At 37.0% G+C, this 21,626-nt stretch carries 22 protein-coding genes; 20 read left to right on the top strand and 2 right to left on the bottom strand.

Features of this window, described 5'->3' with window-relative positions:
* Window positions 1-11: 11 nt before the first annotated feature.
* From PK1910_RS03845 to PK1910_RS03795, 11 genes are all read left to right on the top strand, one after another.
* Complete coding sequence (locus PK1910_RS03845) at window positions 12-1,253, top strand: O-antigen ligase family protein (RefSeq protein ID WP_058948436.1); 1,242 nt, start codon at window positions 12-14, stop codon at window positions 1,251-1,253.
* Entirely contained in the window at window positions 1,231-2,163 is a 933-nt protein-coding gene (locus tag PK1910_RS03840; RefSeq protein ID WP_058948437.1) for an ATP-grasp fold amidoligase family protein, read from the top strand. The genes PK1910_RS03845 and PK1910_RS03840 overlap by 23 nt, the downstream gene beginning before the upstream one ends.
* The gene (locus tag PK1910_RS03835; RefSeq protein ID WP_287511622.1) at window positions 2,147-3,280 is read left to right on the top strand and encodes a CapA family protein; all 1,134 of its coding nucleotides are present in this window, start codon (window positions 2,147-2,149) and stop codon (window positions 3,278-3,280) included. The genes PK1910_RS03840 and PK1910_RS03835 overlap by 17 nt, the downstream gene beginning before the upstream one ends.
* Window positions 3,280-4,734 carry a lipopolysaccharide biosynthesis protein gene (locus PK1910_RS03830; protein ID WP_058948439.1) on the top strand — a complete coding sequence of 485 codons (1,455 nt, stop codon included), beginning with the start codon at window positions 3,280-3,282 and terminating at the stop codon, window positions 4,732-4,734. The genes PK1910_RS03835 and PK1910_RS03830 overlap by 1 nt, the downstream gene beginning before the upstream one ends.
* Window positions 4,735-4,756: 22 nt before the next feature.
* Window positions 4,757-5,854 (top strand): NAD-dependent epimerase/dehydratase family protein, encoded by a 1,098-nt coding sequence (locus tag PK1910_RS03825; protein ID WP_058948440.1) that lies wholly within the window; start codon window positions 4,757-4,759, stop codon window positions 5,852-5,854.
* Window positions 5,855-7,021: a nucleotide sugar dehydrogenase gene (locus tag PK1910_RS03820; RefSeq protein ID WP_058948441.1), complete on the top strand. Its 1,167-nt coding sequence runs from the start codon at window positions 5,855-5,857 to the stop codon at window positions 7,019-7,021.
* A gap of 36 nt (window positions 7,022-7,057) precedes the next feature.
* Window positions 7,058-7,492, top strand: coding sequence for a VanZ family protein (locus PK1910_RS03815; RefSeq protein ID WP_004693407.1), 435 nt, complete (start codon window positions 7,058-7,060; stop codon window positions 7,490-7,492).
* A gap of 288 nt (window positions 7,493-7,780) precedes the next feature.
* Window positions 7,781-8,584 (top strand): tyrosine-protein phosphatase, encoded by an 804-nt coding sequence (locus PK1910_RS03810; RefSeq protein ID WP_004697179.1) that lies wholly within the window; start codon window positions 7,781-7,783, stop codon window positions 8,582-8,584.
* Between the two features lie 244 nt (window positions 8,585-8,828).
* Entirely contained in the window at window positions 8,829-10,979 is a 2,151-nt protein-coding gene (gene nrdD, locus PK1910_RS03805) for an anaerobic ribonucleoside-triphosphate reductase (RefSeq protein WP_004693410.1), read from the top strand.
* Between the two features lie 257 nt (window positions 10,980-11,236).
* Entirely contained in the window at window positions 11,237-11,734 is a 498-nt protein-coding gene (nrdG, locus tag PK1910_RS03800) for an anaerobic ribonucleoside-triphosphate reductase activating protein (RefSeq protein ID WP_004697282.1), read from the top strand.
* Window positions 11,735-11,736: 2 nt separating this feature from the next.
* Window positions 11,737-12,975, top strand: coding sequence for a chloride channel protein (locus tag PK1910_RS03795; RefSeq protein ID WP_058948442.1), 1,239 nt, complete (start codon window positions 11,737-11,739; stop codon window positions 12,973-12,975).
* 92 nt (window positions 12,976-13,067) lie between these two features.
* Here PK1910_RS03795 and PK1910_RS03790 read toward each other — a convergent pair whose 3' ends face one another.
* The gene (locus PK1910_RS03790; protein ID WP_004693416.1) at window positions 13,068-13,616 is read right to left on the bottom strand and encodes a gamma carbonic anhydrase family protein; all 549 of its coding nucleotides are present in this window, start codon (window positions 13,614-13,616) and stop codon (window positions 13,068-13,070) included.
* Between the two features lie 21 nt (window positions 13,617-13,637).
* Window positions 13,638-14,591, bottom strand: a complete 954-nt coding sequence (locus PK1910_RS03785) for a nitronate monooxygenase (protein ID WP_004697213.1) — start codon at window positions 14,589-14,591, stop codon at window positions 13,638-13,640.
* A gap of 548 nt (window positions 14,592-15,139) precedes the next feature.
* On the opposite strand from PK1910_RS03785, the gene PK1910_RS03780 reads away from it, so the two are divergent.
* The 9 genes from PK1910_RS03780 to fabG all read left to right on the top strand — a co-directional run bounded on the left by PK1910_RS03780 (window position 15,140) and on the right by fabG (window position 21,624).
* Window positions 15,140-15,274 (top strand): rubredoxin, encoded by a 135-nt coding sequence (locus PK1910_RS03780; RefSeq protein WP_004693422.1) that lies wholly within the window; start codon window positions 15,140-15,142, stop codon window positions 15,272-15,274.
* 100 nt (window positions 15,275-15,374) lie between these two features.
* Window positions 15,375-15,887: a YceD family protein gene (locus tag PK1910_RS03775; protein ID WP_004693424.1), complete on the top strand. Its 513-nt coding sequence runs from the start codon at window positions 15,375-15,377 to the stop codon at window positions 15,885-15,887.
* A gap of 25 nt (window positions 15,888-15,912) precedes the next feature.
* Complete coding sequence (gene rpmF, locus PK1910_RS03770) at window positions 15,913-16,089, top strand: 50S ribosomal protein L32 (RefSeq protein WP_004693428.1); 177 nt, start codon at window positions 15,913-15,915, stop codon at window positions 16,087-16,089.
* 305 nt (window positions 16,090-16,394) lie between these two features.
* A complete protein-coding gene (gene fapR / locus PK1910_RS03765; protein ID WP_004693429.1) occupies window positions 16,395-16,955 on the top strand; it encodes a transcription factor FapR in 561 nt (186 codons plus the stop codon).
* Window positions 16,956-16,958: 3 nt separating this feature from the next.
* Window positions 16,959-17,987, top strand: coding sequence for a phosphate acyltransferase PlsX (gene plsX / locus PK1910_RS03760; RefSeq protein ID WP_004693432.1), 1,029 nt, complete (start codon window positions 16,959-16,961; stop codon window positions 17,985-17,987).
* Window positions 17,971-18,966, top strand: coding sequence for a beta-ketoacyl-ACP synthase III (locus PK1910_RS03755; RefSeq protein ID WP_012864189.1), 996 nt, complete (start codon window positions 17,971-17,973; stop codon window positions 18,964-18,966). Before plsX ends, PK1910_RS03755 begins: the two co-directional genes overlap by 17 nt.
* A gap of 15 nt (window positions 18,967-18,981) precedes the next feature.
* Window positions 18,982-19,926 carry an enoyl-[acyl-carrier-protein] reductase FabK gene (fabK, locus tag PK1910_RS03750; protein ID WP_004693435.1) on the top strand — a complete coding sequence of 315 codons (945 nt, stop codon included), beginning with the start codon at window positions 18,982-18,984 and terminating at the stop codon, window positions 19,924-19,926.
* An 11-nt stretch (window positions 19,927-19,937) separates the two neighbouring features.
* Window positions 19,938-20,879, top strand: coding sequence for an ACP S-malonyltransferase (gene fabD, locus PK1910_RS03745; protein ID WP_004693437.1), 942 nt, complete (start codon window positions 19,938-19,940; stop codon window positions 20,877-20,879).
* Between the two features lies 1 nt (window position 20,880).
* Window positions 20,881-21,624: a 3-oxoacyl-[acyl-carrier-protein] reductase gene (fabG, locus tag PK1910_RS03740; RefSeq protein ID WP_004693439.1), complete on the top strand. Its 744-nt coding sequence runs from the start codon at window positions 20,881-20,883 to the stop codon at window positions 21,622-21,624.
* Window positions 21,625-21,626: the final 2 nt, after the last annotated feature.

Raw genomic sequence — 21,626 nt, 5'->3', positions numbered from 1 at the left:
GAGGAGAACCATTGAAGTTAAATATTACGGCTCTTGCTGATCGCATGATATGGTTCATAACTCTAATCTTTTTAGTGTTGTCGTTGACCATTTCCTTTGCCCTTGGCGAAGCGAACTATGGTGCGTATGTATTATTTGCATGCTTATTTGGTCTCATCATTTTTTATCTTATACGAGAACAGGGTGTTATAAAACTGCGGTTTAATTGGATGTATGCTTATATGTTGATTTTTATTGGTGCTTGTTATCTAAGTGCGATTAATGCCACAGATGTTTCCGTAGCTATGAGCCGAAGTTTTGATATGGTCAAGATATTCTTTATGCTCATCATTTTATACATGTGTTATCAAGATAAGAAATCGGTGGATACATTATTAAAGATTGGCATGTGGACAGGCTATATAGTTTGTTTCTATACTGTTTATTTCTACGGTTTAGATTATTTTATTACTGTTTTATCATCCTCAGCACGTATTGCTAATGATGCATTGAATGCGAATACGGTAGGGCTATTGGGTGCCAATGCTATTGTTATGACCTTGTATTATATGCTATACAATCGTCCTCGTTGGTGGCATATTATTGCATTACCAACACTTGGTATTTTAGCGGCTACAGGTAGTCGTAAGGCCTTAGTTTTTGTCGGTGTTGGTACAGTATTACTCTTTATTTTTAAAAGTTTTCGTAGTGCTAATGCGGTCAATTCTATTGTAAAAGTTATTGGTTCCTTATTAGGTCTTACCATTATAGGTATTGCGGTATTGCAATTGCCGATGTTCTCTGAAGTATTAGACCGAATGTCTAACATGGTAGAAGCCTTTACAGGCACAGGGGGGGACTCATCCACTATTATTCGGTTAGCTTTGGTAGATATTGGATGGGACTTATTTTATCAATCTCCCATAACTGGTGTAGGTATCAATAATCCATCTGTATATACTTTTTTCGTGTATGGCAAAGATAATTACTACTTGCATAACAATTATATTGAGTTATTAGCTGGCACGGGTGTCATTGGTTTACTAGCCTATTATTCAATGTATCTCTATGTGGCTTATAATTTAATTCGCTATCGTGATATCCATAGTAATGAATATATAATGGTACTCATTCTATTCCTTTCACAGATTGTTATGGATATGGGTATGGTTTCTTATGAAAGTAAGAGCACTTATTTTTATATGATGTTGTTTTATTTAGAAGTGCAACTGCTTCGGAAAGGACGAAAACATGAAGTTCAGAAAATTGTGTAATGTTGGCATGTCCTTTCTAACAAAACCTTACTATCGTACGAGGATATTAATTAAATCGGGTTATTATGACTCTTTGTCTGATGAAGACTTTTTGAAGAAGGTATTTCCTAAGTATATGGGATACCCTTTAGATCTAGAAAATCCAAAAACTTTCAGCGAAAAGTTACAATGGCTTAAGGTTAATTTTAGAGACCCAATACAAACAGTGATGGTTGATAAACATGAAGCTAAACATTTTATTGCTCAACGTGTAGGAAATCAGTATATAATACCTACGATTTCCGTATGGAACTCTGTAGATGATATTGATCTTGATAGATTGCCTAATCAATTCGTTTTGAAATGTACACATGATAGTGGAGGCATCGTTATTTGTAAAGATAAATCAACACTTGATTGGGAAGCAGCAAAAGCTAAATTAAGAACATTCTTAAAACGGGATTATTCACGTATTGCTAGAGAGTGGCCTTATAAGAATGTTCCTCGACGTATTATCGGAGAGGAATATTTGTCGGAGTTAGGTAGCAATGACATATTAGATTATAAGATGTATTGCTTTCATGGTGAACCAAAGTTAACAGTAGTATGTTCTAATCGTTTTTCTAAAACAGGAACGCGTATGAACTTCTATGATATCGATTGGAATCCTATGGGAATTCATTTTGGACATTATCCACCGTTACCTACAGAGTTTCCAAAGCCAGATACATATGGTGAAATGCAACAGGTTGCGATGGAGCTTAGCAAAGGGTGTCCATTTTTGCGTGTTGATTTTTATGAAATTAAAGGGCATCTATTTATTGGAGAATTAACATTTTTCCCTGGTGCTGGATTTGAAAGATTTCGTCCTATGTCAAAGGATTATGAATTAGGAGAGTGGTTACATCTTGAGAATGTACATCGGGGCTGATTTAGTTCCTACGGATATTAATAAAACATTATTTGAAAACGGTAATGGAGAAGCTTTTGTAGGAAAAGAGCTTTATGAAATTTTGAAGCAATCGGATTTAAATGTTTTCAATTTAGAGGTTCCTCTTACTGATATAGAGACACCCATCGTAAAATTTGGTAATAATTTAATTGCGCCTACAAAAACAATTAATGGATATAAGGCATTAGAGCCGTTATTTTTAACACTGGCTAATAACCACTCCTTAGATCAAGGGGGGGAAGGGTTGACGACAACATTAAATTTGTTGAAGCAGCATAAGATTGCTCATGCTGGAGCTGGAGCTAATTTGAAAGAGGCTAAGAAGCCATTTATCTTTGAAAAAGATAATGTACGTATTGGATTCTATCTTTGTACAGAGAACGAGTTTACTATAGCTACTTGTCATACAATGGGGGCTAATCCTTTTGATGTGCTAGAAAGCTTTGACGAAGTGAAAGTTTTAAAGGCACAATGCGACTACGTCATCGTTCTATATCACGGCGGCAAGGAATTCTATCGCTATCCATCTCCTATGCTACAGAAATATTGCCATAAATTTGTCGATAGTGGAGCGAATCTCGTTATCTGTCAACATAATCATTGTGTAGGGTCTCGCGAAGATTACCAGGGGGGCACTATCATTTATGGACAGGGAAACTTTATTTTTAACTCTGACTTTTATGTAAATCATCAGGAATTTGTGAAAGATGCAATACTAGTTACTATAGACGTAACTAAGGATGATTTTGTGGTGTCTGAATTGCCTATTCGTAGAACCGATAATGGTACACGACTAGCCACAGAAGTTGAAGCTACAGAAACATTAGAGGCTTATAGAAAACGTAGTGAAGAAATTAAAGACCCTCACTTTGTGACTCAAGCTTATAAGGCCTTTGCTGATACACATGTAAAACGTTATTTGCGTGAGTTTTTAGGTAGATCATTTATTGTACGCGCTATTAATGCTTTATTGGGCCGAAAATTGGTAGAACTTATTTTGGGCAAAACGAGTTATTTAGCAATACAAAATTATTTGGAATGTGAAGCTCATCATGAACTATTCTTGAGAGGCATTAAGAATATCAATAAGAAATAATGGATACTAAAATCGTAGCTGCTGCTAAATGGTCTGTTATTACAGAGGTTTTGGCAAAGCTTATCACACCACTGACAAATATAATATTGGCTCATATGTTAGCACCGACTGCATTCGGCATATTGGCGACGATTATGATGGTTATATCTTTTGCGGAAATGCTTGCTGATGCGGGTTTTCAAAAATTTCTTGTTCAGCATGAGTTTGAAAGTACCCAAGATAAGCAAGAGGCCACAGATGTGGCCTTTATTGCCAACCTAGTGTTTTCTCTAGTTTTATGGGGCGCTATCATAATCGGTCGTGATGAATTGGCCGTATTAGTAGGTAATGATGGCTTAGGTATACCTTTAGCCGTGATGGGCGCTATGATTCCTTTATCTGCTTTTAGTAGTGTCCAAATGGCATTGTATCGAAGAGATTTTAATTTCAAGTTTCTTTTAAATATTAGGCTCATAACAATTCTTACACCTATATTGATATCTATACCAATGGCGCTTATGGGGTACGATTATTGGTCTTTAATTGCTGGTATATTAGGGGCTCAGCTATTTACGGCGTTGGCCTTATTAAAGAGTCGAAGGAATCAAATTCATTTATTCTTTAGTGGTCGCGTCTTTATGAAAATGTTTAGTTATAGTGCATGGTCATTAGCAGAAGCATTTTCTATATGGCTTACAGCCTGGGTAGACACATTTATCATTAGCCGATGTCTTGATGCTTATTATTTGGGTATATATAAGATGCCAATGGCTATTGTTACTACCGTCATGGCTATGGCAACAGCATCATTGGCACCAGTATTATTCGCGGCCTTAAGCCGAGTACAGAATGATCAACAGGCCTTTTCGAATACATTCTTTACATTCCAACGCTATATGGCTTTATTTCTAGTGCCTATAGGGGTAGGATTATTTGTATTCCAAGACTTTGTAGTGCATATATTACTAGGTCCTCAATGGAAGTTAGCGGGTATTGTATTAGGTTCTTGGGCATTGAGTTCGGCTATTATGACTGTAACAGCTAACTTGATTTCCGAAATATTCCGTGCAAAAGGAATGCCAAATCTATCGTTTTGGGCTCAAATATTGCATTTGATTGTTTTAGCACCAGTCATTTATATTTTTGTTCAATATGATTTCAGTATATTTGTATATGCTCGATCGTTAGTAAGAATGGAAATGTTAGCAGCTGCTATGTTGCTATTGTCTTTATTTGTCAATATGAGTGCATTTCGCATAATATCTAATATCAGTGTATATCTCATTACAGCATCTATAGTTGGGTTAATTGCCTATAGTATTTTACATCTCTATGATGCAGTATGGTGGACCGTCGTCTGTATGCTTTTATGTGTTGTATTATATGTGGCTATTTTATACGTCATTCCATCTGAGCGCATAATTATTGCTTCTGGCTATAAAAAAGTCTTAAGTAAAGTAAAACGACATAATTAACAGAACTATGAAAGGAGTACATATGCTTTCAAAAAATGTAGATTTAAACAACACGGTAATCCTTGTAACGGGTGCTGCTGGATTTGTAGGGGCTAACTTAGTTATGTCTCTCTTATCTGAAGCAGAAGGAACTCAAATAATCGGCATAGATTCTGTTAATGATTACTACGATGTAGCATTGAAAGAGTATCGTTTGCAACAAATTGACGAGATTAGCAAAGACAATAAAAATACATGGATTTTTAAAAAAGGGAATATTGCAGATAAGGCTTTTATTGATGAAATCTTTGATGTATATAAACCACGAGTTGTAGTAAATCTAGCAGCTCAAGCAGGGGTTCGTTATTCCATTACTAACCCTGATGCTTATATAGAGGCTAATATTATTGGGTTCTATAATATTTTAGAGGCTTGTCGTCACTCTTATGACGATGGTGAAAGAGGTGTAGAACATTTAGTGTATGCATCATCTTCTTCTGTATATGGTGCAAATAAACAAATCCCATACTCTACAGATGATAAAGTAGATAATCCTGTATCTCTTTATGCAGCTACAAAAAAATCAAATGAGTTATTGGCTTATTCGTATGCTAAATTATATAACATCCCTAGCACAGGGCTTCGTTTCTTCACTGTATACGGTCCTGCAGGGCGTCCAGATATGGCATACTTTGGTTTTACAAATACATTACGTAATGGTGGGACAATTAAAATTTTTAACTATGGCAATTGTAAGCGTGATTTCACCTATATCGATGATATTGTAGAAGGCGTTTCTAAGGTTATGTCTACTGCACCAGAGCGTCGCAATGGTGCGGATGGCTTGCCGGTTCCACCGTACGCTATTTATAATATCGGCAATAGCAACCCAGAAAATTTACTTGATTTTGTGCGCATTCTTTCAGAGGAATTGGTTTCTGCTGGCGTATTGTCAGAAGATTATAATTTTGAGGAGCATAAAGAATTAGTACCTATGCAACCAGGGGATGTGCCTGTTACATATGCTGATACAAGTGCGTTAGAAGCAGATTTTGGCTTTAAACCTAATACAACCTTACGAGAAGGGTTAAAGCGTTTTGCCATATGGTATAAAGATTTCTATATGATGGAGGGCAAATAAATGAAAATTGCAATTGCTGGTACAGGCTATGTAGGCCTTTCCAATGGTGTGTTGTTAGCTCAGCATAATGAAGTAGTAGCCCTCGATATCATCCCAGAAAAAGTAGATATGTTAAATCGCAAAGAGACACCTATTGTAGATGCTGAATTGCAAGAGTATTTAGCTACTAAGGAGTTAAACTTCAAAGCTACACTTGACCCAGTAGAAGCTTTTAAAGGTGCAGATTATGTTATCATTTCGACACCTACAAATTATGATCCTCAAAAAAACTTTTTCGATACATCTTCTGTTGAACAAGTTATTAAAACTGTGCTAGAGATTAATCCTGATGCAGTAATGATTATTAAATCAACTGTACCGGTAGGCTATACGGTACAAATGCGCAAAGAATTTAATACGGAGAATTTAATTTTCTCGCCAGAATTCTTGCGTGAAGGTAAAGCCTTATACGATAATTTACATCCATCCCGTATTGTTGTGGGCGAGGATTCTGACAGAGCACGTCGTTTTGGCCAATTACTAGCGGAAGGTGCTATTAAAGAAAATATTCCACAATTATATACTGATTCTACGGAAGCGGAAGCAATTAAATTGTTTGCTAATACGTATTTAGCATTACGTGTAGCGTATTTCAATGAGTTAGACTCCTATGCTGAAGTACGTGGCCTTAGCACAAGTCAAATCATCAAGGGGGTTTGTTTAGATCCTCGTATTGGAGATTTTTATAATAATCCTTCCTTTGGTTATGGTGGTTATTGCTTGCCAAAAGATACAAAGCAATTATTAGCTAACTATAATGATGTACCACAAAACTTAATTTCTGCCATTGTCGATGCGAATAGAACACGTAAAGATCATGTGGCAGATACTATTATTGCTAAAAATCCGAAAATTGTTGGTATCTATCGCTTGACCATGAAGATGAACTCTGATAATTTTAGAGCATCAGCCATTCAAGGTGTTATGAAGCGTATTAAGGCGAAAGGGATTGCTGTGGTAGTATATGAACCTACACTAGATGCAGAAGATTTCTTTAATTCGCCAGTTATACGTAATTTTGAAGATTTTAAGCGTGTTAGTGATGTCATTGTAGCTAATCGCTGGGATAGTAGCTTAGAAGGTGTAAAAGATAAAGTTTATACAAGAGATATTTTTGATAGAGATTAATACAGCTATATGTATTGTGGCGTTTAGGAGAGTAGTATGAAACGTTGGATACTATATATTGTGTTATGTCTAATTGTGTTTTTTATATGGGATAATTCCTTGCAAAATGGAGGAACCTCTGATGGGTTTAGTCTTATTTTTGCAAAGTGGATTGCCCCTATAGCTAATAAATTAGGCTTTTACGGAAATATATGGGCCTTAAATAGGATTATTCGAAAATTAGCCCACCTTACAGAGTTCACAATCCTTGGTGGTGTTTTATATGTAGTTCTACGCCGCTATATTGAATATGGCACAGTAGTAAAAACAATAGGAGTGGGTATAGTAATAGCTAGTCTAGATGAATTTATACAATTATTTTCTCTAGGACGCAGCTCTCAACTGTCTGATGTACTGATTGATACAGTTGGTATAATCATCGGTATATCGGTAGTGAAATTAACTTATTATATTAGTCATGATAAAAGATAAAAGTACATTTAAAAATTAAATAATTATTAATATAATAATGTGTAAAATATGACTCATAATTGTAGAGATTATGGGTCATATTTTATGAAGAATAAATGAATATATAAAAAATGTATTAAATGAACATATAATAATTTATTTATTTTTATAGAAAAACCACTATACAAGCGACTGGTCCCTTGTTATAATCGTGAATATAAAATGAATTATAAACTTAAATGAGAAGAACATGAACTTTATAAAAGAGGTCGGTTTTGAAAAGAAAATCGAAAGTAGAAGGGAAAGATTATGAGTCGCGTGGTTGATTTACATGGTTGCATTTTGCCAGCTGTGTTAGGTCCACAAGGGCCTCAAACAATGGCAGAATCAGTAAAAATGATTAAGTCCTTGTCTGAACAAGGTATTACAGATATTTTTAGTACGCCTGATGTAACAGTATCTATGGATCTGAACACATGGAATGCTATGAACTCTTTAGTTAATGAAGTAAAAGTTATGGTTAAGGAGCAACAAGTAGATATAACTATTCACAGTGGAGCTCGCGTAATGCTTTGTGATGAAATGGTTGCATATATAGCTTCTCATCGCAATCAATATACGTTGGGAGATAGCCATTTTATATTAGTTGCTCTTCCACAAAATAGCAAAGTGCATCATATTAATGCGTGGTTATTAAGTCTACTAGATATGGGGCTTGTACCTATTATTAGTGAAGTAGAAACTTATGGACAATTATTTACTAAACCTGAACAATTACTAGCATGGGTTGATAGAGGTATTTTGATTCAATGTAATATGGCATCTTTTGATCATGGTAACGCTAACTATGATAGGGCCATTGAATTATATCGAAATGGTTTAATTCATTTCTTTGGTACTGGTTACAGCGATGGCTGTGATGTTGAGGCGTACCAAGGTTATGTGGAAGCAATTTCTGAATTAGACAATACGTATAAAAAAGATTTGTTGCCAAATATCCATCTTAATGAACGCGACCTCTTAGCTAATCGCACATTTTATCCTTCTGTCCCATCTAGTTGGGTGGGGAAAAAGGGTAATTTCTTAACTCGTCTATTTGGCTTTGCATTATAATTTATATAGGTTCTTTTATCCATGTCATATTGGCATAGATAGAGGAACCTATTTTTACTTTATATTGTATTTAGGGTTGAAAACAACCACCATATATAGTATACTGAGAGGGCAGTAAAAATAGAGGGGTTTTCTAATAATTCTTTACATTTTTACATATAAATTTATAAAAAGTGTGATTAGACATACTTTTTATACTTCTTAACATATATTTTGGCAGTAATAAGATGGGGAGGTTGCCAATATGTTGCAGGTCATTAAGCGTGATGGCACGAAGGTACCATTCGACAAAAACAAGATTGCTTTGGCTATTGAAAAAGCTGAACATAGTAGTACTGGGTTGTACGAAGAGGGCTTGGCACAGCGTATTGCAAATGAAATTGAGGAATATGCTACTAAGCTTCAAAAAGACATGACAATTTATGCTATTGAAGATCAAGTGTATTATAAGTTGATTGAGTATCATAATCCTGCAACGGCACGTGCCTATGAAGGTTACAAAGCTGTTCAAGCTTTTAAACGCCGTCAAAATACAACTGATGATGATGTAATTGGTTTATTAGATCGTAGTAATATCAGTGTTCTTGATGAAAATTCTAATAAGGATGCTGCTATTGTATCTACCCAACGGGATTTAATTGCTGGTGAAGTATCTAAGGATATTGCTCGTCGTAAATTGATTCCTACCGATATTTTGGAAGCCCATGATAGTGGAGCTATCCACTTCCATGATATGGATTATATTATTCAACCTATGTTTAACTGTTGCTTGATTAATTTGGAAGACATGCTTACAAATGGCACAGTAATCAATGGTAAGAAAATCGATACACCTAAGTCTTTCCAAGTTGCTTGTACTGTAACAACACAAATCATTGCACAAGTAGCATCTGGTCAATATGGTGGTCAAAGTATTAATGGTATTGACCGTATTTTGGCACCATTTGTACGTAAATCTTATGAAAAAATCCTCAATAATGTTATTGAAGAGCAAGTTGAGATTTACGGCATGGAGCCTAATATGGAAAAGGCTCGTGAAATAGCGTGGAAACGTACGCGTAAAGAGGTTAAAGATGGTATCCAAACTATTCAATACCAAATCAATACATTGATGACCACAAATGGTCAATCTCCATTTGTTACATTATTTATGTATTTCCAACCAGACTATGAATACGCGAAGGAAGCGGCTCTTATTACAGAAGAAATTTTGCGCCAACGTATTAAAGGTGTAAAAAACGAAGCCGATGTATATATTACACCAGCCTTTCCTAAGTTGATTTATGTTCTTGATGAGCATAATGTAACACCAGATAGTCCATACTATTACTTAACTGAATTGGCAGCACAATGTACGGCTAAGCGCATGTACCCTGACTATATTTCTGCAAAAAAAATGAAGGAAAACTACTCAGGTAATGTCTTTAGTCCTATGGGCTGTCGATCCTTCTTATCTCCTTGGAAGGATGAAAATGGTGAATACAAGTTTGATGGACGTTTTAACATTGGTGTAGTAAGTTTAAACTTACCTCAAATTGGCATTCTAGCCCGCGGTAGTGAAGAACGATATTTTGAAATTTTAGATAAACGACTTGAGTTGGCAGAAAAAGCACTAATGCTTCGTTATGAATTACTTAAGGACGTAGTGAGTGATGTGTCACCAATCCATTGGCAACACGGTGCTATTGCAAGACTTAAAAAAGGCGAGAAAATTGCCAAATTCTTGACTGGCGGTTATGCGACTATTTCCTTGGGATATATTGGTATTTATGAAGCAACTCGTTTAATTACCGGTGAATCGAATACAGGCGAGAAAGGTCGCGTTTTTGCGATGAAGATTATGGATCGCTTAAATGCAGCTGTTGATGAATGGCGAGTTAAACATAACATGGGCTTTGCATTATATGGTACACCTGCTGAAAGTTTAACCCATCGATTCTCTTCTTTGGATCGCGCTCGTTTTGGTATTATTGAGGACATTACGGATAAGGGTTATTATACTAATAGTTATCATGTAAGCGTACGAGAAGAGATTAATGTATTTGACAAGTTCTCCTTTGAATCTGAGTTCCAAAAGAAATCTACAGGTGGCTGTATTTCCTATGCAGAAATTCCTAATATGACTAATAATATTCCAGCTGTTTTGACTATGATTCAATATATTTATGATCATATTTCTTATGCTGAATTTAATACCAAGTCTGACTATTGTCACGAATGTGGCTTTGATGGAGAAATTAAGGTAAATGAACATAACGAGTGGGAATGCCCTCGTTGCCACAATACAAATCGCGATAAATTAACTGTTATCCGTCGTACTTGTGGATACCTTGGTGAAAACTTCTGGAATGAAGGGCGCACAAAGGAAATTAAAGATCGTGTAATGCACATTTAAGATTATTAGAGATATAGTTTTAATAATTATCCTGTATATTAAGCATATTAAGATAAACTGTTATATAGATTAATATAATTATCATAGACATCTAATGATGTGGGTATGTTAATAGATACGATTTTAGAGTTCTAAATACGATAATTTTAAGTGGTAAAAGCTGTGCCTAAGGCACAGCTTTTACTGTATATATGAGAAATTGAAATATATCTATATAGTGTTGATCAAAGTTGATAGGCACTACTATGGAGGTTATGATGAGATATGGGCAAATAAGACAATACGATATTGCCAATGGAGAAGGGATTCGTACATCTATATTTGTAACAGGTTGTACACATTGTTGTTATAATTGTTTTAACGAAGAATACCAAGATTTTAATGCTGGTAAGGTATGGACGCAAGCTGAGACAGATTTAGTGGTTTCCTATGTGAAGAATCCTACATGTTCAGGTTTAACATTATTAGGTGGGGAGCCATTTCAAAATGTACAAGGCTTATTACCGGTGGTGAGAGCTGTTCGAGCAGCGGCGCCAGAAAAGAAGATTTGGGCTTATTCCGGCTATGAAATAGATGATATCTTAGAAGATGAGTTGCGAAGTGCTTTATTACAAGAAATCGACATTCTCGTAGATGGCCGCTTTGTAGATGAACTTAAGGACCCTGCTTTGCGCTTCAGAGGTTCCTCAAATCAGCGTATCATTGATGTTAAAAAGACATTAGCGGCTGGGGAAATTGTATTAGCGATGGAGTAAATATGATATATGATAAACGATTTATAGGACTCATTATTATAGTTGGCTTTATAGCGGGGCTAGTAGGGGCTTCCTATACGCATTTATTACATGGAATCCAACATTTCGTATATAATTACTCTTCTGCTGATCATCTGAGTTTTGGTGCAGCTGTGGCCCGAGTATCACCGATAGAACGATTAATACCCTTAATCGTCTGTGGCGTGATAGGTGGCGTAGGTTGGGTTTTGATTCACAGATATGGTAAAGGCGTTGTAGATATAAAAACAGCAGTTTCTGGTAAAATGGATATGAATCCAATTACTACTGTTTTACATGCAACACTGCAAATAATTACGGTAGGTATTGGTTCTCCATTAGGTCGAGAAGTTGCACCACGTGAGGCTAGCGCAGGTATTACTACCTTTTTAGTTAAACATTTTGATATAAAACAAGAAGATCGTCAATTATTAATTGCATGTGCTGCAGGCGCTGGTTTAGCTGCAGTTTATAATTCACCATTATCTGCGGCAATTTTTACATTAGAAACTTTGCTTCTTACTTGGAATATACGGGCTATGAGTGCAGCCCTCTTATGTTGTGGTTTGGCTACATTTGTGACGCGACAAGCTGGTGTAGGAGATGTTATACAATATACAATGGCACAACCCAGTTTGGGGAGTCATTATGTAGAGTTTTCTATCGTTTTAGGCGCTATTATTGCAATTGGTGTTGTTTTATTTAATATTACACAAAGTAAGCTACCCGCCATTCATCGTAGTAGTCCTGTAATGATTCCCATTTCTATCGTAGCATTTACACTAATTGGTGTTTTAGCTATGTATTTTCCTGAAATTCTTGGAAATGGTAAAGCAGGCAATGAGTTGACTTTTACGAACGATATCACATGGACATATGCATTGGGTTTATTTGGATCCAAATGGGTAGCTGTTTTACTTGCTTTGGCCGCTGGTGCATATGGTGGTCGTATTACACCATCTATGATGTTAGGTAGTACTTTGGGGATCGTATTTGGTACCGTATGGGCTATTGCTATAGCGCCAGTATCTTTGGGAATGTCTGCTTTTGTAGGGGCCGTAGTATTCTTAGGCCTTGCACAAAAAATGCCTATGACATCTTGTGTATTTATGCTTGAATTATCTCGTTTCTCTGTAGAGATGTTGTTTCCTATAGCTTTAACAATGGGGACAGCTCTTATGGTAGAGCAAATCATTCAATCAAAATTAAATAGCGCTAAGTAGCAATAAATAATAGTTAATAAAAGTAAATATAATATATAGAAAAGAAGCGGATAGTTGAATTAATCAACTATCCGCTTTTAATGTATATGTAATTATACGATTTTTGCGTTCTTATCGTATTCCTCGCCACCCGCATCAGGAAGCATGCCATATTCTACAGTCCACAAGTGTTTATATTTTAGTGCTTGATTGTGAATACGTTCGATTTGCGTTTCATCTGTACGAGCTATGCGAGCTGGGATTCCAACAACTAAAGAATTAGGTGGGATTACAGTGTTCTCCTTTATGACTGCACCAGCAGCAATAATAGAGCCAGAGCCAATATGACAACCGCTTAATACAATAGCGCCCATTCCAACTAATACATTATCTTCGATAGTACTAGCGTGTACTATTGCACCATGGCCAATTGTTACATAATCTCCAAGAATGCAAGCCCTGTCGTCATCAACGTGTAATACAGAGTTATCCTGTACATTAGAATAGCGACCTACTACAATTTTATTTACATCACCGCGAAGTGCACAGTTTTGCCAAATGGAAGCATATTCTTTTAGTTCAACATCACCTGCAAGTTCTGCACCAGGCATAACACAACTTTTGGGATCTAATTTGGGGTATTTTCCGTGAAATGGTAACATAAGGAACTCCTAATTTATTAACTATACGATTTCAATAAGACGTTGTGCTTTACGAATAGACATGATAGCTTCATTCATTACTGTTTGTACTATAGTGTGAGCAGGTTCAATAGTAGTAAGTCGGTTTAAACCTTGTCCAACTTGTACAGCACCATTTACAACATCACCATCGATAGCAGCACGTTTGTTAGTGCCTTGGGACATTTTGGTGCGTTCTTCAGGGGTAGTAACACCATCTGTTTCGGCAGCTAAGTAACGTGTAGTGAATTCGTTTTTCAAGCTACGTACTCCACCGTGACCAGAGAGGAGACCCGTTACAACAGAGTCTGTATCTGTGGCTTTGATAATTGCTTCTTTCATATTTATGTGGGCTTGGCATTCTTCAGCTAACAAAAAACGGGAACCCATTTGTACACCCTCAGCACCCATCAACAATGCTGCTGCAATACCACGACCATCTACGATAGCGCCTGCTACAACAACAGGAATGGAAATCTCAGGTAAAATATTTTCCATCAAGGACATGGTTGTTTGGCTACCAATATGTCCACCAGCTTCCATACCCTCAATAATAATTGCATCAGCACCAGCTTCTTCAATGCGTTTAGCAAGTTTTAGAGATGGGACAACAGGGATAACTTTAATGCCTGCATCTTGCAATGGTTTAATATATGGTACAGGATTGCCTGCTCCAAGTGTTACAAATGCAGGCTTTTCTTCAATGATAATATCCACTAATTCGTCTTTATTGGGAGCCATTAACATGAGATTGACTCCGAAAGGCTTATCCGTTAAGTCTTTACAGGCACGAATCTCGTTGCGCGTCCATTCTGCATCACGACCACCAAGAGCAATTACACCTGTAGCACCTGCATTAGCTACGGCAGCAACTAGTTTGTGTTCAGATACCCAAGCCATAGCACCTTGGATGATAGGGTATTCGATTTGTAAAAGTTGTGTTAACGCTGTTCTCATAAAGCCTCCTATGATAACAATTAAATTTACTGAAACTTTATTATACCTTTATGCGAGAATTTTATATAAGAATGATTTTATTTTCTTATAGAAAATTAGAGTATTAATAAAGTCAAGAATATTCATCAGTATATACTTATATACTAAAGAGATTAAGCGTAATATTATTTGGAGATTATATGTAGTCACATAATCTCTTCTCTATATAATAGTATAATATAGTAATTATGTACACCTTAGATAAGGTTATTATAGTTATTTATTTAAACAATATGCTTTCAAAATTAATTTCCAATTATTAGATTAAAATAAAATATTCAGTAGTAGTCTAAAGATAAAAAAACTAAATGATAATATATTTCAAATGAGTTAAGTAGTAGAAAACCGCATAGTATCTATGATTATTAAATATTATAAAAAATGAGAAAATAAGAAAATGAGTATTGAAAAGTTTCGATGTCTTTGATATACTACATTACAGATAGAGTATCTGAATTAATTAAAGATAAACATTAAACAATAATTTTCAAGTGAAGGAGGAAATACACATGGAAAAATATGTATGCGTAGTATGTGGTTGGGTTTATGACGAAGCTGTTGAAGGCGTAAAATTCGAAGATCAACCAGCTGATTATGTTTGCCCAATTTGCGGTGTTGGTAAAGACCAATTCGAAAAAATGTAATTGACTTACCAAAAGGCTATCTTGAGTCCACTTGAGATAGTCTTTTTTATTTGACAAAGCACCATGTCATGTTTATAATATTATGAGTCGAGGTAAGATTATGAAACTGCAAGTAGAGCAAGCAAAAGAACATATAGGAAAGAAATTTCCTTATAGCTATACGATATCAGCCTCTGAGCTTGGTGACGTAACTGCTTTTCCTTGGAGCCGTCATGATATAACCATTAGTGGTGAGTTTTGGTTTGATGGTCAAAATTACATCGTTCAAGGTTCGATTCAGTCTAAAGGCGATTATGATTGTTCCCGTTGTTTAAATACAACAGAACATTATCGAAAAGATTTCTTTGAGGAAATCTTTAGTGATTGTCGAGATGCTGCAGATGATGTGAATTCTTTTGATGGAGAAGAAATTGACTTAACTGAACTAATTAGGGATACATTAATCATCAATGAGCCCTCTCAAGTGTTATGTCAGGATGATTGCAAAGGATTGTGCGTTCATTGCGGAGCAAATTTAAATGTTTCACCTTGTTCTTGTGAATCCTTTGTGGTGGATCCTCGATTTGCAGAGTTACGTGCTTTGCTTGATGAGAAAGATGATAGATTATCCTAATGATTGTACTAAGGAGGTGCAGATAATGGCAGTACCTAAACGTAGATTGTCTAAATGCCGTCGCGATCGTCGTCGTGCTAATTGGAAATTAGAAGCTCCTGGTTATGTAGCATGTCCACAATGCCACGAGCCTAAGATGCCTCATCGTGTTTGCCCTACATGTGGTCACTATAAAGGTGAACAAGTAGTAGCTAATGCTTAATATGTGAGCAGAGAGAGACGCCTACTTTGTAGGCGTCTTTTTTATATGCTTTCAAAATATACACTCATATTTTTATATGTTTTGTTATGAATAGCAAGTGTCATTATTTTATAGTAAGATTATTCTATAAGATAGTGACACATTTTTATTTTTTATAAACAAAAATACTAAAATATAAAAAAACAACTATATTTTGTATATGCTATGAAAATTTCTTACTATATGTATGAAAAGTCTTGCCAATAAGGGAATTATTGTATATACTTAGGATGTAATATTAATACTAGGTCATAAAAGGTGGTCCCATGAGTCGGTTAAAGAAGCAAGAGCGCCAGAAGCAGTTACAAGAAAAACTGAATATTACGCCATTTCTTACTGATGAAGAATTGGCAACACACTTTGGTGTAAGTGTGCCAACAATTCGTCTCGATCGACTAGAATTGGGTATTCCTGAATTGCGTGAACGCATTCGTGTTATGGCTACAGGTCAATCACATGAAATGGCAGAACATGTATCATATGAAGTGGTTGGCGAATTGATTGATGTCACCGAGGGGCACCAAGCATTATCTATGTTGCGTACTACGGCTGATATGGAAGATCAATTCGGATATGTAGAACCGCAGTATTTATATGCTCAAGCAAATTCCCTTGCAAAAGTGGTTATGGGGACGACTGTTTGCTCTGCGGAAGTTGGAAATATAAAATATAAGAACCCGGTAGGATCTGGTACTAATTTGGTAGCGAAAGCAGAAATTGTTCGTCGCCGAGGTAATAAGTTCTTTATTTGGGTTATAATAAGAGATAAAATAAAAGAAGTGTTTCGCGCAAAATTTATTATGGAATCCGTAGAGAATAGGGTGTAAATTATGAAAATTGCAATAGACGCCATGGGTGGCGACTTTGCTCCAATGGAGACTGTACTTGGATCCATTGAAGCCGTACGAGCAAATCAACACATTGAAGTGGTGCTCGTCGGCGATGAGCAGCAAATTTTTGATATATTAGAAGCTAATAATGAAGCTAAGAATCCACGTATTTCTGTACATCATGCTAGCCAGGTAATCGGCATGGATGAACATCCAGGTCAAGCATTGCGCAAGAAAAAAGATGCATCTGTTGTGGTCGCTACTTCGTTGGTTCGTGATAATCGTTGTGATGCTGTAATTGCTCCAGGTAGTACGGGAGCTGCTGTTGCAGCGGCTTTGTTTGGGCTCGGTCGCATTAAAGGCATTGATCGCCCTGTCATTGCAACTCCAATGCCAACGGTAAGTGGTATAACAGTTATGTTAGACTCTGGTGCAAATTCTAATAGTAAACCTAAACATCTTGTACAAGGTGCTTTAATGGGGTCTGAATACGCTAAGCTTTTATTAGGAAAAGAAAATCCTACTGTGGGATTGTTAAATATTGGTGAAGAGGCCACAAAGGGGAACGATGTCGTATTGGCGACGTATCCGATTTTGGAGGGTATGAAGACTATCAATTTTAAAGGAAATATTGAAGGTCGCGATATTCCTAAAGGTGCCGTTGATGTTGTCGTATGTGATGGCTTCGTAGGCAATGTGGTACTTAAATTTGCGGAAGGGTTAGTAACAGGTCTTACGCAATTAGTAAAGGATAGCATTATGGCAGGAAGTATTTTTGCCAAGATAGGAGCTATGCTTGTAAAGCCAGCCTTGAAAAAGATGGCAAAACGTTTGGATCACACAGAAAATGGTGGTGCTCCACTTTTAGGAGTTAATGGGGTATTCATGATTGCTCATGGTAGTTCTAAAGCAAAAGAAATAAAAACTGCTATTGAAATTGCTAGTGATTTAGTAGAGCGTAAAATTATTCAACACATAAGAGAAACGATGGATATTGAAGGAGCCTTAAAGTATGACTATGATGAATAAACCTGTAGGAATCATTGGTACTGGGAGCTTCCTTCCTGACAATGTAGTAACAAACTTTGATCTTGAAAAAATGGTTGATACCAATGATCAATGGATTAGAGAGCGTACGGGTATAGAAGAACGACGCATTGCACCGGAAGGTATGAATACATCCTATATGGCGACAGAGGCAGCAAAAAAAGCTATGCAAATGGCTAATGTCACTGCAGAGGAAATCGACATGATTATCTTTGCTACCTTAACACCAGATATGATTATTCCTTCGGCAGCTTGTGTATTGCAAGCGAACTTAGGCGCCAAAAACGCTGCAGCCTATGATTTACAAGCGGCATGCTCTGGGTTTGTATATGGATTGATTACTGCCGCTAGTTATATTAGTTCTGGTATTTATAAAAAAGTACTCGTCGTGGGGGCGGAAATTCTTTCCCGTCGAGTAAACTGGAATGATCGTGGTACATGTATCCTCTTTGGTGATGGTGCTGGGGCTGCAGTAGTATCTGAAGTACCTGAAGGCTATGGAATTAAAGGTATTGACATGGGCGCCGATGGCACTGGCGGACCAGCGCTTTGCATTCCTGCAGGTGGCACTGCTGTGGTGGCAAATGATCAACGCGTAGAAGAGGGCTTAACATTTATTCATATGGATGGCCCTGAAGTATATAAATTTGCCGTTAAAACGATGGGGCGTACGGTTTTAAAATCCTTAGAACGCGCTGGTATGGAGTTAAACGAATTAGATTACTTCATTCCTCATCAAGCGAATATTCGTATTATTGATTCGGCAGCCAAACGTTTACATCTGCCAATGGAAAAAGTTTTTGTTAATTTACATAAGTATGGTAATACATCTGCCGCGTCTGTAGCGATTGCACTTGATGAAGCTAATCGCGAGGGACGTTTCAAACGCGGTGATAATGTTGCGTTTGCAGGATTTGGTGCAGGCCTAACATGGGCAAGCCTGGTCTTGAAATGGTATTAAGGAGGACACATCAAGATGATTAAGACTGACATTTGTGATTTATTGCAGATTGAGTATCCAATCTTTCAAGGTGGTATGGCTTGGCTCGGTACTGCAGAATTAGCGGCAGCCGTTTCTGAAGCTGGTGGCCTTGGGATTATTGGTGCTGGTCATATGCCTCCTGATATTTTCCGTAATGAAATCCATAAATTAAAAGAGCGCACTAGCAAGCCTTTTGGCTGTAATATTATGCTCATGTCTCCATTTGTAAAAGAGGTTATGGAAGTAGTTGTGGAAGAACGTGTTCCTGTTATTACTACAGGTGCAGGTAATCCTGGTGTTTATGTTCCCGCTTTGAAAGAAATTGGTACAAAAGTTATTCCTGTAGTTGCATCAGTATTACTTGCAAAGCGCTTATTACGTGGCGGTATTGATGCAATTATTGCTGAAGGTACAGAGTCTGGTGGTCACGTAGGTGATATTACAACTATGGCATTAATTCCTCAAGTAGTTGATGCTGTAGATGTACCAGTTATTGCTGCTGGTGGTATTGCAGATGGTCGTGGTATGGCTGCGGCATTTGCATTAGGTGCTAAAGCGGTACAAATGGGGACACGATTCGTATTATCCGAAGAATGTATTGCCCATGAAAATTATAAAAATGCTGTATTGAAAGCAAAAGATCGTGCTACAGTTATGACTGGCTTAACAACAGGTCATCCTGTACGTATTATAGATAATGCGTTAGCTCATAAATATAAATCCCTTGAATTTAGTGGTGGTTCTAAAGAGGAATTGGAAGCATTAGGCGCTGGCACACTTCGTTTAGCTGCTATTGATGGTAATATAAAAGAAGGTTCTGTAATGATCGGTCAAATTTCTGGTATGTTAACAGATGTTAAACCATGTGAAACTATCATTAAAGATATCATGACTGAAGCTGAAACAGTGATTAAGAATCTTCAAGGTCTTAGTAAATAAGGAGGCCCCTAATGAAAACGGCATTTGTTTTTCCTGGTCAAGGTTCTCAAAAAGTAGGCATGTTACAAGATTTGTATAATGCGTATCCTATTGTAAAACAACGTTTTGAAGAGGCTGACGAAGCACTTGGTTATTCCATCAGTAAATTATGCTTCGAAGGTCCTGATACAGAGCTCGTTAAAACAGCAAATACACAACCAGCTATTTTGACTGCATCCGTAGCTTGTTATGAAATTCTAAAAGAACAAGGCTTTACGCCTGATATCGTAGGCGGGCATAGTCTTGGTGAGTATAGTGCTCTAGTAGCAGCCGGTGTATTGAACTTTAAAGACGCAGTATATGTAGTTCATAAACGCGGTGAATATATGCAAGAAGCTGTGCCATTGGGTAAAGGCGCTATGGCGGCAATTTTGGCATTACCTCGTGAGCAAGTTGTAGAAATTTGTGAAGAAGTAAATGCTTCTGTAGGTTCTGTACAAGCAGTTAACTTCAATTGCCCTGGACAAATCGTTATTGCCGGTGAAACTGCAGCGGTGGAAACAGCAGCTGAAAAAATGAAAGAAGCAGGAGCGAAACGTGCAGTAATGCTTCCGGTGAGTGCTCCATTCCACAGCCGTTTGATGGAACCAGCAGCTCTTCGGTTAAAGGAAGAATTGGATAAGATCCAAGTGAGTGATGCACAAATTCCTGTAGTTGCAAATGTTACTGGTAAGATTTTGACTAATGCCAATGACATTAAAGAGTCCTTAGTTACTCAAGCCGCTAACCCTGTTTTATGGGAAGATTGTGTAGCTGAAATGGTAAACTTTGGTGTTACTCGCTTTGTTGAAGTGGGGCCTGGGAAAGTACTTACAGGTTTTACTAAAAAGATTAACAAAGATATGGAATTAGCCAATGTTGAAGACATTGCATCCTTAGAGAAAACGCTTGAATTTTTGAAGGGGGTTCGATAAAATGCATTTAGAGGGTAAAGTAGCCATTGTAACTGGCGCATCCCGTGGCATTGGTCGCGCTGTAGCTATCAATCTAGCACAATCTGGTGCTGATGTTGTTGTAAACTATAGCGGTAGCGAAGGTGCAGCGCAAGAAACTGTTGAAGCTGTACAAGCGTTAGGCCGCAAAGCCATTAAAATTAAAGCTAATGTAGCCAATGCTGATGAAGTTGCTTCCATGGTGGAAGAAGCTCATAAAGAATTTGGTCACATTGATATTCTCGTGAATAATGCGGGGATTACGCGTGACGGTTTGTTAATGCGAATGAAAGACGAAGATTTTGATGCTGTTATCGATATCAACTTAAAAGGTGTTTACTTGGTAACTAAAGCAGTATCTAAAATCATGATGAAACAACGTTCTGGTCATATTATTAACATGACATCTGTTGTTGGTGTTATAGGTAATGCTGGTCAAACTAACTATGCTGCTTCTAAAGCGGGCGTAATTGGTTTTACTAAATCCTGTGCTAAAGAATTGGCTAGCCGTGGTATTACAGTTAATGCTATTGCACCAGGCTTTATCAATACAGATATGACTGATGTATTACCAGAAAAAGTTAAAGAAGCTATGGTTACTCAAATTCCGTTGGGCCGTATGGCTGATGCCGAAGAAGTAGCAACAGTAGCAACATTCCTTGCTAGCGATTTTGCTAATTATATTACGGGTCAAGTCATCAATGTTGATGGTGGCATGGTAATGTAGTT

The sequence above is a fragment of the Veillonella parvula genome (assembly GCF_036456085.1).
In the GTDB taxonomy this organism is placed as follows: Bacteria; Bacillota; Negativicutes; order Veillonellales; family Veillonellaceae; genus Veillonella; species Veillonella parvula_E.
The sequence above is the reverse complement of the archived record's forward strand: the minus strand, read 5'-3'. Positions and strand labels throughout refer to the sequence as shown.

Bases quoted from the DNA above. Each gene is read 5' to 3' on its own strand.
- PK1910_RS03840 (WP_058948437.1), top strand. From the start codon at position 1,231: ATGAAGTTCAGAAAATTGTGTAATGTTGGCATGTCCTTTCTAACAAAA.
- PK1910_RS03835 (WP_287511622.1), top strand. From the start codon at position 2,147: ATGTACATCGGGGCTGATTTAGTTCCTACGGATATTAATAAAACATTA.
- PK1910_RS03830 (WP_058948439.1), top strand. From the start codon at position 3,280: ATGGATACTAAAATCGTAGCTGCTGCTAAATGGTCTGTTATTACAGAG.
- PK1910_RS03825 (WP_058948440.1), top strand. From the start codon at position 4,757: ATGCTTTCAAAAAATGTAGATTTAAACAACACGGTAATCCTTGTAACG.
- PK1910_RS03820 (WP_058948441.1), top strand. From the start codon at position 5,855: ATGAAAATTGCAATTGCTGGTACAGGCTATGTAGGCCTTTCCAATGGT.
- PK1910_RS03815 (WP_004693407.1), top strand. From the start codon at position 7,058: ATGAAACGTTGGATACTATATATTGTGTTATGTCTAATTGTGTTTTTT.
- PK1910_RS03810 (WP_004697179.1), top strand. From the start codon at position 7,781: ATGAGTCGCGTGGTTGATTTACATGGTTGCATTTTGCCAGCTGTGTTA.
- nrdD (WP_004693410.1), top strand. From the start codon at position 8,829: ATGTTGCAGGTCATTAAGCGTGATGGCACGAAGGTACCATTCGACAAA.
- nrdG (WP_004697282.1), top strand. From the start codon at position 11,237: ATGAGATATGGGCAAATAAGACAATACGATATTGCCAATGGAGAAGGG.
- PK1910_RS03795 (WP_058948442.1), top strand. From the start codon at position 11,737: ATGATATATGATAAACGATTTATAGGACTCATTATTATAGTTGGCTTT.
- PK1910_RS03790 (WP_004693416.1), bottom strand. From the start codon at position 13,616: ATGTTACCATTTCACGGAAAATACCCCAAATTAGATCCCAAAAGTTGT.
- PK1910_RS03785 (WP_004697213.1), bottom strand. From the start codon at position 14,591: ATGAGAACAGCGTTAACACAACTTTTACAAATCGAATACCCTATCATC.
- PK1910_RS03780 (WP_004693422.1), top strand. From the start codon at position 15,140: ATGGAAAAATATGTATGCGTAGTATGTGGTTGGGTTTATGACGAAGCT.
- PK1910_RS03775 (WP_004693424.1), top strand. From the start codon at position 15,375: ATGAAACTGCAAGTAGAGCAAGCAAAAGAACATATAGGAAAGAAATTT.
- rpmF (WP_004693428.1), top strand. From the start codon at position 15,913: ATGGCAGTACCTAAACGTAGATTGTCTAAATGCCGTCGCGATCGTCGT.
- fapR (WP_004693429.1), top strand. From the start codon at position 16,395: ATGAGTCGGTTAAAGAAGCAAGAGCGCCAGAAGCAGTTACAAGAAAAA.
- plsX (WP_004693432.1), top strand. From the start codon at position 16,959: ATGAAAATTGCAATAGACGCCATGGGTGGCGACTTTGCTCCAATGGAG.
- PK1910_RS03755 (WP_012864189.1), top strand. From the start codon at position 17,971: ATGACTATGATGAATAAACCTGTAGGAATCATTGGTACTGGGAGCTTC.
- fabK (WP_004693435.1), top strand. From the start codon at position 18,982: ATGATTAAGACTGACATTTGTGATTTATTGCAGATTGAGTATCCAATC.
- fabD (WP_004693437.1), top strand. From the start codon at position 19,938: ATGAAAACGGCATTTGTTTTTCCTGGTCAAGGTTCTCAAAAAGTAGGC.
- fabG (WP_004693439.1), top strand. From the start codon at position 20,881: ATGCATTTAGAGGGTAAAGTAGCCATTGTAACTGGCGCATCCCGTGGC.